This is a genomic window from Streptomyces ardesiacus, from assembly GCF_003112575.1.
Taxonomy (GTDB): Bacteria; Actinomycetota; Actinomycetes; order Streptomycetales; family Streptomycetaceae; genus Streptomyces; species Streptomyces ardesiacus.
In genome coordinates, this window is sequence record NZ_BEWC01000001.1 from 911,654 (window position 1) to 927,479 (window position 15,826).

Consider the following 15,826-nt stretch of genomic DNA (forward strand, 5'->3'; position numbering starts at 1 on the left):
GTGCTCGACGGTCTCCGTTCGACCCAGAGGAACGTTCATGCAAGCCATCACCGTCCACGACCGTGACGCGGGTGCCGGCGGGCTCGCCCTGACGGACCTGCCCCACCCGCACGCTGCCGAGAACGACGTCGTCGTGCGGGTGCACGCCGCCGGCTTCACCCGCGGGGAACTCGACTGGCCCGCCACGTGGACCGACCGTGCCGGCCGCGACCGCACACCGAGCGTGCCCGGGCACGAGCTGTCGGGAGTGGTGGAGGAACTGGGGTACGGCACCACCGGCCTCACCGTCGGCCAGCGGGTGTTCGGCCTGGCCGACTGGACGCGCAACGGGTCGCTGGCCGAGTACACCGCGGTGGAGGCCCGCAACCTGACCCCGCTCCCCGCCGACGTCGACCACACCGTGGCGGCCGCGCTGCCCGTCTCGGGGCTGACCGCGTGGCAGGGGCTCTTCGACCACGGGCGGCTCACGACCGGGCAGACGGTCGTGATCCACGGTGCCGCCGGCAGCGTCGGTTCGATCGCGGTCCAGCTCGCCCGGGAGGCCGGGGCCCGGGTGATCGCCACCGGTCGTGCCGCCGACCGGGACACCGCCCTCGCTCTGGGCGCCGACGCCTTCCTGGACCTGGAGTCGGACCGGCTCCAGGACGCGGGCGAGGCCGACGTCGTCCTCGACGTCATCGGCGGCGAGATCCTCGACCGCTCGGCCGCACTGGTGCGTCCCGGCGGCACCCTCGTCACCATCGCCGCACCACCCGTCGTCACTCCGGAGAACGGACGGGCCGTCTTCTTCGTCGTGGAGTCCGACCGGGTCCGGCTCGCCGACCTCGTGCAGCGAGTGAGGGACGGGCGGCTCAGGATCCCCGTCGGGGAGGTGCGCCCGCTCGCCGAGGCGCCCGCCGCCTTCGCGGCGGGCCGGGGCCGGCACGGGCGGACGATCATCCGCGTCGTGCCCGAGGGCGACGGGGCGGGTTCCCGGTGAGCCGGCTGTCGCTCGACGCCCTTCCCGTGCCCGACAGCGCGGCATCGGCCGCCGCCCTGGAAGTCGCGACGGCCTACCTCTCGCCCGCGCTGCTCCATCACTCGCTGCGCGCGTACGCGTGGGCGGCGGCCCGCGGCACGATGGACGGCATTCCCTTCGACCCGGAACTCCTCTACGTCGCCGCGCTCCACCACGACATCGGCCTGGTCCCGGAGTTCGACAGCCACACCGTCGCGTTCGAGGAGGCGAGCGGCCACGTCGCACGCGTCTTCGCGGCGGGGGCCGGATGGCCGGCGCGGCGCCGCGAACGCCTGGCGGACGTGATCGTCCGTCATATGGCGCCGGAGGTGGACGCCGCCGCGGACCCCGAGGGACACCTGCTGGCCCGCGCCACGGCGACCGAGATCGTCGGCAAGGAGGCGGACGACTACCCGGCCGGCTTCCGCGACGAGGTCCTCGAGCGCCATCCCCGGCTCGACCTCGCCGAGCAGTTCCTCGCGTGCTTCGAGGCCCAGGCCGCGCGCAAACCCGGCAGCTCCGCGGCCGGCGCGGTGCGGTCCGGGCTCGCCGGCCGGATGGCGTCCCACCCGTTCGGCCCCTGAGCCCGGTCCCGCGGTCCGTGGACCGCCGGCCCGAGGACCGCGCGGGGCCCGGCGCGACGACACGAGGTGGCGCGGCAGCAGGGCCTCGTCCTCGGCGAGCACGACGGCCGGGCACGGACCGGTGGACCGGACGGGCGACCCGGCGGCGATCCGGCCGCCCGGACCCGCGGTCAGCACCCGGGAGACGGTCAGGTCCGGTTCCGTCCGCGCCGGCCCCGGATGCTGGGCCGAGACCCGGCAGCCCGGGGCGGGCCGCAGTGCCGTGACCGCCGCCGTCCACCCGGCCGGGGGATCCCTGCGCGGGCTCCGGCGCGGCCGCGCCGCATCGGTGGGCGTGGGCGGCTGGGGTGCCGGCGCGGCCCGGCTCAGGCCAGCGCGTTGACCGCCGCCGAGAACACGCGGGGCAGACGGGCGGCCGTGGGCATGATGCGGGGAGCGAGTGCGGGCTGGAGGCGGGCTCGGAGCAGGAGTTCGGTCAGCAGCCGGTGCCGGCGGGTGGCCCGGCGCCAGTCGGTCTCGTAGCGGCCCGGCGTGCCCCGGCGCAGGTTGGCCACCAGGGCCTCGGCGCCGACGAGGGCGAGGGCGACGCCCTCACCGGTCAGGGCGTCGACGTATCCGGCGGCGTCGCCGACGAACAGGATCCTGCCGTGGGCCCGGGCGCGGGCACGCTGCCGCAGGGGCCCGGCGCCCCGGACCGGGGTGACGGCCCGGTCCCGCGACAGGCGGGCCACCAGACCCGGAAAGCCCTCCAGATGGGTGGCGAAGGAGGCGCGCCGGGTGGTCAGCACCGCGATGCCGACGAGCCGGGGCCCGACCGGAGTGACGTACACCTCCGCGTCCCTGCCCCAGTGCACTTCCACGTACGGCGACCAGGGCGTCACCGCGTAGTGCCGGCGCAGCCCGTAGCGGGGTGCGCCACGGGTCCGCACCTCCAGGCCGAGGGAACGCCGCACAGGGGAGTGCAGGCCGTCCGCCGCGACCAGCCACCGGGAGCGCAGCCCCGCGCCGGGCACGCTCACGCCCGTACCGTCCTGCCGCACGTCTGCCACGCGCAGCGGCAGCACGGGCACCCCGGCCGCGAGCACGGCGCGGTGCAGCACGCCGTGCAGGTCGGTGCGGCGCACGCCCATGCCGGGGCCGTGGCGGAACGCGGCCTGGACCCGGCGAGCACCCTGGACGTAACGGATGCCGCTGACGGGGACGCCGGGGACCTCCAGGCCGAGCGCGGCGAGCGAGCGGACCGCACCGGGCATCAGCCCCTCGCCGCAGGCCTTGTCGACCGGGGCGGGACGCGGCTCGACGACGACCGTGTCGAGGCCGGCGCGTGCGGCGTGCAGGGCGGTGGCGAGACCGGCGGGTCCGCCTCCGACGATCACCAGGTCGTGGTGGGCACTCACGCGGGCGCCGCCTGGGCGAGGGCCGTGTTCTCACAGCGCAGACGGACGGTGAGCAGCATCGCGTTGGCGGCGGTGAAGACGGTCGCGGTCAGCCACGCCGAGTGCACCAGGGGCAGGGCGGCCACCTCCACCACGACCGCGACGTAATTGGGGTGCCGCAGGAAGCGGTAGGGTCCGGCACCGACCAGACGCGCTCCCGGAACGACGATCACCCGGGTGTTCCAGTAGGGCCCGAGCGTCGCGATGCACCACCAGCGCAGGGCCTGCGCCAGGAGCGCGAGGGCCAGCGCGGGCCATCCCAGGGCGGGCAGGAACGGGCGGTCGGCGAGCAGCGGTTCGAGCAGACAGCACACGAGCAGCCCGGTGTGCAGGGCGACCATCACGGGGTAGTGGCCCCGGCCGTGCTCGACTCCGGCGCGGGCGAGCGTCCACGCCGCGTTGCGGCGGGCGACGACGAGTTCGGCCACGCGTTCGGCGGCGACGGCGAGGAGCAGAATCACGTACCACGGCATGAGAGCACCTCACCAGCGCAGGAGGACGAGTTCGGAGCAGAACCCCGGGCCCATCGCCAGGAGCAGGCCCCAGGTGCCGGGCTCCGGCTCACGACGCGCCCGGACGCCCTCCAGGATGTGCAGCACGGACACGGACGACATGTTCCCCACCGCCGCGAGGGAGCGCCGCGAGGAGTCCAGGGCGTCGTCGGACAGGCCCAGGCTCTCGCTCACCGCCGACAGGATCCGCGGACCACCGGGGTGGCAGATCCAGGTCCCGATGTCGTCGACGGTCAGCTCGTGCTCGGCCAGGAACGCGCGCAGATGCCGGCCGAAGTGGCCCCGGACGATGTCCGGGACACCGGCGTCGATCACGACGCGGAAGCCGGTGGCACCGACCTCCCAACCGAGGAGCTGCTCGGTCCCCGGGTACAGGTGACTGCGGGTGGCGACCACGCGGGGACCGGTCGCCGGTTCGACCGTGCCGCTGCCGCCGCTCCCGTCGCCGCCGCGGGCGACGAGGGCGGCCGCGCCGTCGCCGAAGAGCGCCCCGGCCACGAGGTTGGCACGCGAGCCGTCACCGCGCTGGAGCGTCAGCGAGCACAGCTCGACGGTGAGCAGCACGGCGGTGTCGTCGGGGTGCCCGCGCAGGTGGTCGTGCACCCGGGCGAGACCGGCGGCGCCCGCGACGCAGCCGAGCCCGAACAGCGGAAGCCGCTTGACGTCGGGCCGCAGCCCCATGCGTCCGGCCAGCCGGGCGTCGAGCGACGGCGTGGCCACGCCCGTGATCGAGGCGAACACCAGCAGGTCGACGTCGGCCGGTGTCAGCCCCGCCTCCCGCAGCGCGTCCGACAGGGCCTCCTCGCCCAGGTCGAGACCCGCCTCGATCCACGCGTCGTTGCTGCGTCCGAAGTCACCGAGCCGGGCGTACCGCTCGATCGGCAGGGCGAGGTGACGCGTACGCACCCCCGCGGACGCGTGCACACGGTGCAGCAGGGCACGGTCCGCCCCGGAGGGCAGGCACAGGTCGCCGATGGGCCCGGTGAGTTCGTCCTGGGCGTACCGGTGCGGGGGCAGCGCGCACCGCACGGCGGCGATACGGGGGCCCGCCGCGGACGGCGGCGTCGGGCGCCGCGCGACGGAAGGGGGAGCGGACGGGGCGGGAGCATGCTCGACGATCACGGGGACACGCATGTCGTCCATGCCTTCCTCGGCCGCCGGTCCCACTACCGTGCGTAGGTGTCACTCCACCCGTCCGGGGTTCTCCCGCGCTCGTCCGGCAGAGTCGTGGCGCTGCTGCGCGCCTGCCATCCGGAACCGGCGACCGCCGTCACCGTCTTCGTGGCGGTCCTGGCGGCCGGAGCCGGCCGCGGGCCGGGCCCGTCGGTGGCCGTGGCCCTCGCCGTACTGGCCGGCCAGCTCTCGATCGGCTGGTGCAACGACGCGGTCGACGCACGGCGCGACACGGCCTGCCGACGCGGTGACAAGCCGGTGGGCACCGGGGAGCTTCCGCGTGCTGCTGCCGCCGCCGCGGCGGGCGCGGCCCTTCTCCTGTGCGTACCGCTGTCCCTGTTCTGCGGGCTCGCCGCGGGAGCGGCCCACCTGGTGGGGGTGGCCGCCGGCTGGGCGTACAACCTGCGGCTGAAGCGGACGGTCCTCTCGCCGCTGCCGTACGCCGTGGGTTTCGCCTCCCTGCCGGCCTTCGTGACCCTCGGCCCTCCCCTGTCGGCCTGGCCCGCCTGGTGGGCCACGACCGCCGGGGCCCTGCTGGGCGTGGGCGCCCACCTCGCGAATGTGCTTCCGGACATCGAGGACGACCTCGCGACGGGGGTGCGCGGGCTGCCCCAGCGGCTGGGCCGGCCCGCCTGCCGCCGACTGGCGCCGGTCGTGATGGCGGCCGCCGTGGGCGTGCTCGTCGTGGGGCCGCCCGGCGCGACCGGGGTCTCGGCCTGGGTGCTCGCGGGGGCGGCCGTGGTCGCCGCCGTGGCGGGCACGGCCGTGCGGTCGGGACCCCGCAGCCGTTGGCCCTTCCGTACGGCCGTCCTGGTGGCCGGCATCGCGGTGGCGCACCTGCTGCTGCGCGCTCCCGACATGGCCTGAGCGGGGAACGGCTCCGGAGCCGTTCCCCGGCCGCTCTCGGACGGGCCTGCGGCACCCTGCGCCGCCGGCCGCACTCCGAACAGACGCGGTGCGATGGTCGGTTCGCCGGTCCTGGGGTGCACTGGGACCGGTGGCCCCAGAGCGGGGCCGCGTGCTGCCCGTGGGGCGGCCCGACGGTCGAGGAGACCCTCATGACACGCATCAGGACAGCCACCGCGCTGGCCGCGGCTCTGCTGGTCGCCGGCGCGGCGGCAGGTTGCTCGGACGACGGCGGCACGGGCGCCGGCGGCACGGAGACCCGTAACGCCGGTACGGAGACCCGCAACGCCGCGGACGCCCCGGACGCCGACGTCGTACCGGCCGCGACCTCGTCGAGCGCCCCCGCGGTCGACGTCAAGGACGGCACCTACGGCAAGACGCTCGTCGACGAGAAGGGCCGGACCCTCTACCTCTTCGAGAAGGACTCGAAGGACAAGTCGAAGTGCGACGGCGACTGTGCCAAGGCGTGGCCGCCGTTCACGGTCAAGTCGACCCCGAACGCGGGCAACGGGGTGAAGAAGGACCTGCTCAAGACCATCAAGCGGGACGACGGCTCCGAGCAGGTGGCGTACAACGGGCACCCGCTGTACCGGTTCGCCAACGACCAGAAGCCCGGCGACACCAACGGGCAGGACCTCGAGGCCTTCGGCGCCAAGTGGTACGTCGTCAACCCCAACGGCGACAAGGTCACCAGCAAGGCCAAGACCGGCGGCGGCGGTTACTGACCTCGGGCCTCACCGGCCCACCGGCGCTCCGAGACTCCATGCCGTTCCCGTTCCACGCCGGTGCCGTCCGACTCGCCGCGGCCGGCGCCTGCGCGCTCGCCCTGACCACGCTCCCCGGATGTTCCGACGGAGGAGGCGGGGGCGGCGACGGCGCGACCGAGCCGGCCTCCCGCTCGCCCGCGAGCGCCGGGACGCAGGTGACGATCAAGGACTTCACGTTCCAGCCCGCCTCCCTGACCGTCTCTCCCGGTGCGAAGGTCACCGTCGTCAACAAGGACTCGACCACCCACACCCTGACGGCGTCCAAGGGCGGATCCTTCGACACCGGAGACATCGCTCCCGGCAGGAGTGCCACCTTCACGGCACCCTCGACGGCGGGCGACTTCCCCTACACGTGCACGATCCACCCGTTCATGAAGGGCACGCTCACCGTCGAGTGAGCCCGGCCGGTGGCCCGTCGGCCGTGAGAACGGAGACCTGCCATGTCTTCCCAGCCCACTCCTGCACCCGCGCGCCGCGGCGGCGCCGGCCAGGTCGTACGGGGTGCCGTGCGGGTGCTCGCCGCGGCCGGTCTGGCCGTGGACGCGTACCTGCACGCGTACCTCGCCGACCGCTACGACGCCATCGCGTCGAGTGTCAGCCAGGGCACCCTCTTCCGCCTCGAGGCGGCCCTCGCGGCGCTGGCCGCCGTGCTCGTCCTCTTCTGGCGCCGCCTCCCCGGGGACCTCTTCGCCGCGCTGGTGGCGGCCGGCGGGCTCGCGCTCCTGCTCGTGTACCGCTACGTGAACGTCGGCGAACTGGGACCGATCCCGGACATGTACGAGCCGACCTGGTACGGCGAGAAGAAGGCCACCGTGGTCGCCGAGGCCGTCGCCGCGCTCGCCCTGCTGTACCTGTTGCTCTTCCGGCCCCGGGGCGGGCGCCGCCACTGACTCGGCGCGCGCCGCCGCGGCGCCCCGCCGCCCGTCGCCGGCCGCGAGGGCGCCGTCGCCGCCTCAGGGAGTGACGACGGGGAAACCGGGGTCCGGAGCGTCCAGGACCGACAGGAGCCTGGTCAGCCGGGAGGCGTCGCCCGTCATGGTGATGCCGTCGGTGCCCCGGCCGGCGAGCAGCGCGAGGAGCTGCGTCTTGGTCATCGTCATGGTCAGCGCGGCGTCGGGGTCGGGGCTCGCGTCGCTGGTCCAGGTGAGGACGCCGTTGGCGAGCCGAAGGTGCCAGTGGACGTCGCCGATGTGCCAGTCGATGGCCAGCCGCAGCGACCACGCCTCGGGTCCGTTGACGCGTACGGCCAGCCCGTCGATGAGCTGTCCGACCGTCAGGGCCCGGTGCAGGTCCGGGCCCGTGGTGGGCTTGGGGGCCGGTTCGGCTCCGTGCAGGAGCTCCTGGGCGCCGGTGAGGTAGAAGTTGCGCCACACGGCGTTCTCGGCGGCCCGGCCGAGGCGGACGTAGAGCGCGGCGAGTTGCCGCTTCGCCCGCGAGTCGGACGGATCGTTGAAGACGGCGTGGTTGAGGAGCGTCACCGCGAAGCGCAGGTCCCCCCGGTCGCTGTAGTACCGGGCCCGGGCCCGCACGGCGGCCTGTCCGCCGAGGGATTCGACCCACCGCCGGGCCTCCTCGGCCGGCGGGTGTTCCCACAGGTGCGCGGGGTTGGCGTCGAACCAGCCCATGTACCGCTGGTAGACGGCCTTGACGTTGTGGCTGAGGGAGCCGTAGTAGCCGCGGTTGGCCCACACGCGCTCCAACTGCGGCGGGAGGCGGAGGCTTTCCGCGATCTCGGTGCCGTTGAGCCCCTTGTTGATCAGACGGACGGTCTGGTCGTGCAGGTAGCCGTAGAGGTCCCGCTGCCGGGTGAGCAGGGCGACGACGGCGTCGTTGCCCCAGGTGGGCCAGTGGTGGGAGGCGAACGCCACGTCGGCCGTGTCCGTGCACAGGCCGATCGACTCCGTCAGGTATCCCGCCCAGGCGTGCGCGTCGCGGACCTGGGCGCCGCGCAGGGTCAGGATGTTGTGCATGGTGTGCGTGGCGTTCTCGGCCATGCACACCGCTCGCAGGTCGGGGAGGAGGAAGTTCATCTCCTCCTGGCACTCCGTACCCGGCGTCATCTGGAAGCGGAGCCTCACCCCGTCGAGGGTGACCTCCTCCCCGGTGGCCTCGACGTACCGGGTGGGCGGTATCAGCCCGACGGTGCCGGTGGAGACGGCAGGCCCGAGGCCGCAGCCGACCTGGCCGGTGGCGTCGGTGGGCAGGTTGGTGCCGTACACGTAGCCCGCGCGGCGGGACATGGCGGGACCGGCGTAGACGTTCTCGCTGACCGCGTGTTCCATGAAGCCCCGCGGCGCGAGAACGGGTGTGCCGTCGGTGTCGTCGGGCAGGACCCCCCGGCAGCCGCCGAAGTGGTCGACGTGGGGGTGGGTGTAGATCATGGCGCGGACCGGCCGGTCCCCGCGGTGGGCGCGGTAGAGCCGGAGTGCCGCGGCCGCGGTTTCGGCGGAGGTCAGGGGGTCGATGACGATGATGCCCGTGTCGCCCTCGACGACGGTCATGTTGGACAGGTCCAGGCCGCGGATCTGGTAGATCCGGTCCGTGACCCGGTAGAGCCCCTGGCGGGAGAGCAGGGTCGCCTGGCGCCACAGGCTCGGGTCGACGGTCGAGGGCGGGCTCCCGGCGGCCTCGGCGAGGAAGCGGTGGGCGTCCGGGTCCCAGGCGACGGCGCCCGAGGGCGTGGTGATCGGGCCGCCGGCGTACGCGGCGACGAAGCCGCGGTCGGCGTCGGCGAAGTCGGCGCGGTCGTCGTAGGGGAGATCGCCGGTGTGCGTCGGGGACGGCGTCGCGGCGGGCCGGGGTCCCGAACGCGCCTCGGACGCCCGGGCGTGGAGAGGGACGGTCGCCGCGGCGGCGCCCGCGGCGGCGGCGACGAAGCCGCGCCGGTCCATGGCATTCATACGTGTGCACCCTTCTCGGGATCGGTGGCGAGGCGGAACGTGGGGAGCGGGCAGGGGCGGAGACGCACACGGGGACGCGAAGCGGGACGGGAGCCCGTCCTCGCCCGTCAGTGCGAGGACGGAACCCGTTCCGTGCGCAGGCCGAGCCGGCGCGCGTCCCGTTCGGGACGGATGACGGCGACGGCCGAGGCACCCGCCGTCAGCATCACCGCGGCGGCGACGAGGAACGCGGTCGCGTACCCGGCGGACGCGGAGTCCGCCGCGTCGATGAGGTGGCCGGTGACGAAGGGGGCGATCAGGCCGGGGAGCGTGCCGGTCGCGGCGACGATGCCGAAGACGGCACCGCGCTGGGCCGCGGGGACCACCTCGGCGGCGGTCACGTAATGCAGGGGGATCGCGACGGCCACCGTGCCGAAGGCCACCCCGATCAGGACCAGGCGGACGACGCCGCCCTCGGTGAAGGGGAAGGCGGCCATGGCACAGCCCGCGACACACACCGCGACTCCCTGCGCGGCACCGCTGGACCAGCGGCTGGACACGCCGCGCGCCTTGAGGGCGTCCATGAGCGGCGAGACGGTCAGCAGCAGGACGAGGCTGAGGGCGGAGACGGCGCTGATCGCGGTCGCCACCGCCTGGGGGGCCAGGCCGAGCTGTGTCCTGAGGTAGGCCGGCAGCCAGGCGTGGGCCAGCGCGAGCGCCCAGGCGGCTCCGAAGGCGCTGGCGACGCTGCCGGCCATGGTTCCGGTGAGCAGCAGCCGGCGGTAGGGCAGAGGCTTCGGGGGCCGTGCGCCGTCCGCCCGTGGCGCACGTGCCTCGTCGTACGGTCCGTCGTGGCCCGTCCGCCACCACACCAGCGCCCACAGCAGGCTGACCACCGCCAGGGCGGCGTACGCCGACCGCCATCCGAAGTCGGTGATGAGCCAGGTGAGTACGGGCGCGGAGACCAGCGTGCCGATCGCGGCGCCACCGATCTGCACGGCCGAGGGCAGCCCGCGCCGCTCGGGCGGGAACCACTTGTACAGCGCGTGCATCGACATCGAGGCGGCGGGGCCCTCCGCGACTCCCAGCAGGACGCGGCCCGCGATCAGGGTCGGGACCGCCGCCACGGCCAGCACGGGCAGCTGGGCGACGGCCCACAGCAGCGCCATCACGAAGAGCATGGTCCTGCTGGAGACGCGGGAGGAGAAGAAGCCGACGACGAGTCCGGAGAGGCTGAACAGCAGGTAGAAGGAGCTCGAGATCAGCCCGTAGGTGCCGTTGCTGAGGCCCAGCTCGTCCATGATCGGGACGGCGGCGAGGCCCAGGACCGACTTGTCGGCGAAGTTGACGACCATGAAGGTGACGATCATGGCCGTCACCAGCCAGGCCCGGCGGCGGTCCGGCGGACGGACGGCGGGCCCGGGGGCCGAGAGGCCGGCGGACGCGGCGGAGGACGGGAGTGCCATGGGTGACTCCTGCGGGTGCGGGTCGAGCAGGGGCGGGGCGGACGACCGGGGGCGCCGGGGCGCCGCAGCGGGGACGCGCCGGGCACACGGGCGGTCCCCGGGGACGCCGTCCGGCCCTGAACCGTCCGGACGGCCGCCTCGGGTACCGATCAGACGAGTGCCTTGACGATGGCGTTCTTGTGGATCTCACTGGTGCCGGTGACGATCCGGTACATGCGCAGACTGCGGAAGATCTGCTCCACCTCGTGGCCACGGGTCAGACCGTCCTTGCCGTGGATCTGCACGGCCTGGTCCGCCGCGCGGAAGCACGCCTCGGCGGTGAACAGCTTGCACATGTTCGCCTCCACCGCGATGTTCTCGCCGCGGTCCGCCTTCGCCGCGGTGGCGAGCACCATCGACCGGGCGGCGTAGAGGTCGGTGGCCATGTCGGCGAGCTTGTGCTGGACGGCCTGGAGGGCGAGCAGCGGCTGTCCGAACGCGACGCGGTTCTTCGCGTGGGCGACGGACAGGTCCCAGGCGCGCCGGGCGGCCCCGATCAGGGAGGGGCAGTGCAGCAACCGGTTGAGGGTGATGCGGCCGATGCCGATGCGCAGCCCCTGTCCGGCCTCTCCGAGCAGGTTCGCGACGGGAACGCGGCAGTCCTCGAAGACGAGGTCGCCCTCCATCCGCTGGCCCGACATGGGTACGGCGCCTTCCAGGACACGGCAGCCGGGGGTGTCCAGGTCGACCAGGAAGGCGCTGTACGTCTCCTCGCTGTCCGCCATCCGGGCGACGACGACCGCGAAGTCGGCGAACGGGGCGGCGGAGCTGAACACCTTGTGCCCGTTGAGCACGTAGCTGTCGCCGTCCCGTGTCGCCGTGGTCCTCATACGGCGTACGTCCGAACCCGCGTCCTGCTCCGTGAGGGAGAAGCAGCAGGCGCGCTCGCCCCGGACCACCGGCAGGAGGTAGCGCTCCCGCTGCTCGTCGGTGGCGTACTTGAGGATCGCGCCGACGCGCAGCGGTCCGCCCATGTCGCCGAGGACCGAGTGGGACAAGGCGGCCCCGGAGGCGGTGAGTTCCTCCTTGAGGGCGCACAGCTCGGTGAAGTTCAGTCCCTGGCCGCCGAGTTCCGGGGGCAGGCTGATGCCGTAGAAGCCGAGTTCGGCGCTGCGCTTCCAGACGCCTTCCAGGGTGGTCCGGTCCAGCCTGCTCTCCGGGGTGATGCCGTGGTGCCGCTCGTAGGGGAGCAGTTCGTCGGTGAGGTAGGCGCGCAGCCGGCCGACCAGCTCCTGGAGGCGGGGGTTGTCGTCGTAGCGCGGGGTGAGGGTGTAGGGCATGGGGTGTTCCCTGTTCAGTGGACGCGGCGCTCGGCGCCGGACCAGTAGGTGTCGCGCAGAGCGCGGCGGTCGATCTTGCCGTTGGGGTTGTGGGGCAGCGCGGCGACGACGTCGACGGAGCGGGGCTTCTTCATGCGCGCCAGGCGCTCGGCGCAGAAGGCGATCAGTTCCTCCGGGTCGAGCGTGACGCCGGCCCGCGGGACGACGACGGCCTTGACCGCCTCGCCCCACTGCTCGTCGGGGACACCCACGACCGCGGCCTCGAAGACGCCGGGATGCTGGTGCAGGACGGATTCGACCTCCACGGCGTAGATGTTGAATCCGCCGGAGATGATCATGTCCTTCTTGCGGTCGACGATGAAGACGTATCCGTCCTCGCGCCGCCGTGCCAGATCGCCGGTGAGGAACCAGCCGTCGCGGAAGCTGCGCGCGGTCAGTTCCGGCTCGTTGTGGTAACCGGGGACGACGTCGGGCCCGCGGACGGCGATCTCGCCGATCTCGCCGGCCGCCACCGGGGCGCCGCCGTCGTCGACGATGCGTACCTCGGCCTCGGCCAGCGGGCGTCCGCAGGACAGCAGCAGTTCCTCGTCGTCGCCCTCGACTGCGCGGCGGTGGTCCTCCGTGGAGAGGAAGAGCACGCCCGAGGTCGTCTCGCCGCAGCCGTAGCCCTGGCCGAGCACGGGGCCGAAGAGGTCCCAGGCGGCCCGGACGCGGGCCGGTGACATGGGCGCCGCGCCGTAGAGCAGGTGGCGGAGACTGGAGAGGTCGTAGTCCCCCGCGTTCTCCAGGGCGAGGACCGTGTTGACCATCGTCGGGACCAGGAACGCGTGGGTCGCGCGTTCCCGTTCCACGGTGGCGAGGAACTCCGCGGCGTCCCAGCGCGGCAGCACCACGGCGCACCCGCCGGCGAAGAAGATGCCCATGAGCGGCATGCCGGAGGCATGGGTGACGGGCCCGGCGAGGATCTGCCGGTCGCCCCTGCCGACCCGGGTCGCCGCGTTCATCACCGACTTGCGCAGCAGGGCCAGCCGATTGCCGTACGTCTGCACGGCGGCCTTGAGCTTCCCGGTGGAGCCCGAGGTGAAGTGCAGGACGGCGACGTCGTCCTCGGCGCACTCCACGTCCACGGCCTCGCGGGGGGTGTCCGCGAGGAGGTGCGCATAGCCGGGGCCCAGGTCGGAGGGGCCGTCGTAGCCGATGACGTGTTTCACGCCCGAACCGGGCACCGCCCGGCGCGCCGTGTCCAGGTGTGCGGCGTCGGTGAGCAGGACCCGGGCGTCCGACTCCCGCAGCAGATGGGCGACTTCGCCGTCGCCCAGGCGGGCGTTGACCGGCGCCCGGGTCAGGCCCGCCTTGTAGAGGGCCACTTCCGTGACGACCAGCTCCGCCCGGTTGGCCGCGAGCGTGGCCACCCGCTCCCCGCGGCCCAGGCCCGTCCCGGTGAGCGCGGCCGCCAGCCGGTCGCTGTGGTCGTCGAGTTCCGCATAGGTCAGCCGGACCCCGCCGCAGACCAGCGCCTCGGCATCGGGATGGTGCTCGGCTGTCCGGCGTACGTAACGCCCGAGGTTCATCGCCGCCTCCAGAGTTTCAGAACAACATGTTCAGTACCAATCGCGTTGTCGGGCAACGTACGGGCAGCGCTAGGGTCGGGTCAACGGTCCGACGAGAAGGAATCGAAGTGGACATGAAGCCCGAAGACCGCCGTGTCCGGCGCACGCGCGCCGCGCTCCGCCAGGCCCTGGTCGAACTGGTGCTGGACAAGGGGTTCCAGGCCGTCACCGTCGAGGAGATCACCGAGCGGGCCGACATCGGCCGGGCCACCTTCTACGCGCACTACCGGGACAAGGAGGACCTGCTCGTCGGCATCGTCCGCGACCTCGCGCAGGACCGCGAGCGCCTGCTGCCGGCCGTGCGCCAGGCGCACGCCCAGGGCTTCACCGGTCTGCCGGTCAAGTACATCTTCGAGCACGCCACCCGGGAACGGGACGTCTACCGGGTGATCCTGCGGGGCGAGGGCGACGGCCGGGCGCTGCGGGAGTTCACCGAACTCATCCGCACCCACGCCGAGATGGCCTTCCGGGACCGGGTGGGGCAGCTCGGCGTGGAACCGAGGATCCCGCTCGGCATCGTCGCCCGCGCCTGGACCGGCGAACTCGTCTCCGTGCTGAGCTGGTGGGTCGAGAACGACACGGGGTACACCGCCGAGCAGATCACCGCCCACCTGCGGGACCTGTCCGTCTACGGAAGGGTCTGGGCCACGGGGCTGACCCCGGTGGACGCCCCCGGGGCCGTCGACCTTCCCGGGGCGCGGGGCGCGGCACCGCGGTAGTCGCGCCGGGCCGGTCGATCCCTTCCTCCGTTCCTGAACAACGTGTACGGTATCGAACTCACGATGAGCTGATTCCGAACGAGCGGAGCGACACGTGACCGGCACGGACTCCTTGGCCGACCTCGTCTGGGCACGAGGATTCACCGACCCGGCCTGGGCACGGCGGCACACGACGGCGGGCCGGGAGATCATGCCCAGCCGTCGCGTCTGGCGCGGCCGGCGCGGCCCCGGCGACCTGCCCGCGTCGCCGCCCGGCCCGCTCGACGGCCTGAGCGTCACCGGCTCCCACGGACGCACCCTCTCGCTGCCGGAACTGCTCGCCGAGGCCGAGACGGACGCCCTGCTCGTCCTGCACCGGGGCAGGCTCGTCCACGAGCAGTACCTGCACGGTTACGAGGCCCACGTCCCGCACTTCAACGCCTCGGCCGCCAAGTCCTACCTCGGTCTCCTGGCGGCGACCCTCGCCCACGAAGGACACCTCGACCGCACCGCCCGGGTCGCCGGGTACGTGCCCGAACTCTCAGGCACCGCCTTCGGAGACGCCCGGGTCGACGACCTGCTGCACATGGGCACGCGGATGAGCTACGCCGGCCGCCCGTACGACAAGGCCCTGGAGGCGCAGCGCTACTTCGCCGTCCTCGCCCCGCGACTGCGCCCCTACGGCTACTCGGGTCCCGGGACGATCCGCGAACACCTCGCCACCGCCAGGGCCACCGGCGAGCCGGGTGAGGAGTTCCGCTACGAGAACGGCAACGTCGAGGCGCTCGCCGAGGTGCTGCGCCGGATCACCGGGGTCAGCACCTCGGCGCTGATGTCGGAGATGATCTGGTCCCGGATCGGAACGGAGGAAGACGCCTACTACCTCGTCGACGCGGACGGTGCCGAGGCGGCCTGCGGCGGCTTCGCGGCCACCGCGCGCGACGTGGCCCGCCTGGGCGAACTCGTCCGCTGCGGCGGGGCCGTCGGCGGTCGCCAGATCCTGCCGGAAGCGGTGACCGCCCTCGTCGCCGGCGTCCCGGAAGGCTACCCGCGCCGTGTGCGCTTCCCCGCGGCACCGCCCGAGTCGCCGGCCACCCTCTCCTACCACGACCTGTGGTGGATCCTGAACGACCCCTACGGATCCTTCATGGCCAGCGGTATCCACGGGCAGCGGCTGTTCGTCTCACCCGGCCTGGAGCTGGTCGTCGTCCACTACGCCTCCCAAGTGGTCTCGCCGGCGGTCCCCCAGGTCCCCCTCGTGCAGGCGTTCCTGTCGATCGGCACGCACCTCAACCGGTAGGACCACCGTCGCCGCCCTCGCCGCCCTCGCCGCCCTCGCCGCCCTCGCCGCCCTCGCCGCCTGCCCACGGGTCCCACAGCGTGCGGACGCTCACGCCGGCCAACGCGGCCACGCGTCCCACGGTCCAGTGATCCTCCATGCCACCGACTGTGCAGCCTGACGCCACGTGAGGGTCAACA

The 15,826-nt window shown here is 73.7% G+C and carries 16 protein-coding genes; 8 read left to right on the top strand and 8 right to left on the bottom strand.

Features of this window, described 5'->3' with window-relative positions:
• The first annotated feature begins 37 nt into the window (after positions 1 to 37).
• Positions 38 to 979, top strand: coding sequence for an NADP-dependent oxidoreductase (locus Sdi02f_RS03775; RefSeq protein ID WP_108932679.1), 942 nt, complete (start codon positions 38 to 40; stop codon positions 977 to 979).
• The gene (locus Sdi02f_RS03780; protein WP_234436664.1) at positions 976 to 1,581 is read left to right on the top strand and encodes an HD domain-containing protein; all 606 of its coding nucleotides are present in this window, start codon (positions 976 to 978) and stop codon (positions 1,579 to 1,581) included. Before Sdi02f_RS03775 ends, Sdi02f_RS03780 begins: the two co-directional genes overlap by 4 nt.
• A gap of 365 nt (positions 1,582 to 1,946) precedes the next feature.
• Here Sdi02f_RS03780 and Sdi02f_RS03790 read toward each other — a convergent pair whose 3' ends face one another.
• Genes Sdi02f_RS03790 through Sdi02f_RS03800 form a run of 3 tightly spaced genes read right to left on the bottom strand, consistent with a single transcriptional unit; the run spans position 1,947 to position 4,672 of the window.
• Positions 1,947 to 2,978 (bottom strand): NAD(P)/FAD-dependent oxidoreductase, encoded by a 1,032-nt coding sequence (locus Sdi02f_RS03790; RefSeq protein ID WP_031085853.1) that lies wholly within the window; start codon positions 2,976 to 2,978, stop codon positions 1,947 to 1,949.
• Positions 2,975 to 3,490 carry an isoprenylcysteine carboxyl methyltransferase family protein gene (locus Sdi02f_RS03795; RefSeq protein ID WP_031184918.1) on the bottom strand — a complete coding sequence of 172 codons (516 nt, stop codon included), beginning with the start codon at positions 3,488 to 3,490 and terminating at the stop codon, positions 2,975 to 2,977. The genes Sdi02f_RS03790 and Sdi02f_RS03795 overlap by 4 nt, the downstream gene beginning before the upstream one ends.
• 9 nt (positions 3,491 to 3,499) lie before the next feature.
• The gene (locus Sdi02f_RS03800; protein WP_108932680.1) at positions 3,500 to 4,672 is read right to left on the bottom strand and encodes a type III polyketide synthase; all 1,173 of its coding nucleotides are present in this window, start codon (positions 4,670 to 4,672) and stop codon (positions 3,500 to 3,502) included.
• 36 nt (positions 4,673 to 4,708) lie between these two features.
• On the opposite strand from Sdi02f_RS03800, the gene Sdi02f_RS03805 reads away from it, so the two are divergent.
• From Sdi02f_RS03805 to Sdi02f_RS03820, 4 genes are all read left to right on the top strand, one after another.
• The gene (locus tag Sdi02f_RS03805; protein WP_108932681.1) at positions 4,709 to 5,569 is read left to right on the top strand and encodes a UbiA family prenyltransferase; all 861 of its coding nucleotides are present in this window, start codon (positions 4,709 to 4,711) and stop codon (positions 5,567 to 5,569) included.
• Positions 5,570 to 5,760: 191 nt separating this feature from the next.
• Positions 5,761 to 6,333 (top strand): COG4315 family predicted lipoprotein, encoded by a 573-nt coding sequence (locus Sdi02f_RS03810; RefSeq protein ID WP_030399526.1) that lies wholly within the window; start codon positions 5,761 to 5,763, stop codon positions 6,331 to 6,333.
• A 38-nt stretch (positions 6,334 to 6,371) separates the two neighbouring features.
• Positions 6,372 to 6,773: a cupredoxin domain-containing protein gene (locus tag Sdi02f_RS03815; protein ID WP_108932682.1), complete on the top strand. Its 402-nt coding sequence runs from the start codon at positions 6,372 to 6,374 to the stop codon at positions 6,771 to 6,773.
• A gap of 42 nt (positions 6,774 to 6,815) precedes the next feature.
• Complete coding sequence (locus Sdi02f_RS03820; protein ID WP_031085843.1) at positions 6,816 to 7,265, top strand: hypothetical protein; 450 nt, start codon at positions 6,816 to 6,818, stop codon at positions 7,263 to 7,265.
• Between the two features lie 63 nt (positions 7,266 to 7,328).
• Here Sdi02f_RS03820 and Sdi02f_RS03825 read toward each other — a convergent pair whose 3' ends face one another.
• From Sdi02f_RS03825 to Sdi02f_RS03840, 4 genes are all read right to left on the bottom strand, one after another.
• Positions 7,329 to 9,275, bottom strand: a complete 1,947-nt coding sequence (locus Sdi02f_RS03825) for an alkyl/aryl-sulfatase (protein WP_108932683.1) — start codon at positions 9,273 to 9,275, stop codon at positions 7,329 to 7,331.
• A gap of 107 nt (positions 9,276 to 9,382) precedes the next feature.
• On the bottom strand, positions 9,383 to 10,720 hold the full coding sequence (locus tag Sdi02f_RS03830) for an MFS transporter (protein ID WP_108932684.1): 1,338 nt from the start codon (positions 10,718 to 10,720) through the stop codon (positions 9,383 to 9,385).
• Between the two features lie 149 nt (positions 10,721 to 10,869).
• On the bottom strand, positions 10,870 to 12,039 hold the full coding sequence (locus Sdi02f_RS03835) for an acyl-CoA dehydrogenase family protein (RefSeq protein WP_030399531.1): 1,170 nt from the start codon (positions 12,037 to 12,039) through the stop codon (positions 10,870 to 10,872).
• 14 nt (positions 12,040 to 12,053) lie between these two features.
• Complete coding sequence (locus Sdi02f_RS03840) at positions 12,054 to 13,610, bottom strand: acyl-CoA synthetase (protein ID WP_108932685.1); 1,557 nt, start codon at positions 13,608 to 13,610, stop codon at positions 12,054 to 12,056.
• A 113-nt stretch (positions 13,611 to 13,723) separates the two neighbouring features.
• On the opposite strand from Sdi02f_RS03840, the gene Sdi02f_RS03845 reads away from it, so the two are divergent.
• Complete coding sequence (locus Sdi02f_RS03845) at positions 13,724 to 14,368, top strand: TetR/AcrR family transcriptional regulator (protein WP_037798815.1); 645 nt, start codon at positions 13,724 to 13,726, stop codon at positions 14,366 to 14,368.
• A gap of 94 nt (positions 14,369 to 14,462) precedes the next feature.
• Complete coding sequence (locus tag Sdi02f_RS03850; protein WP_030399534.1) at positions 14,463 to 15,647, top strand: serine hydrolase domain-containing protein; 1,185 nt, start codon at positions 14,463 to 14,465, stop codon at positions 15,645 to 15,647.
• Here the strand turns inward: Sdi02f_RS03850 and Sdi02f_RS35800 are convergent.
• Positions 15,637 to 15,786 (bottom strand): hypothetical protein, encoded by a 150-nt coding sequence (locus Sdi02f_RS35800; RefSeq protein WP_167458111.1) that lies wholly within the window; start codon positions 15,784 to 15,786, stop codon positions 15,637 to 15,639. The two genes, Sdi02f_RS03850 and Sdi02f_RS35800, sit on opposite strands and share 11 nt — an antisense overlap.
• Positions 15,787 to 15,826: the final 40 nt, after the last annotated feature.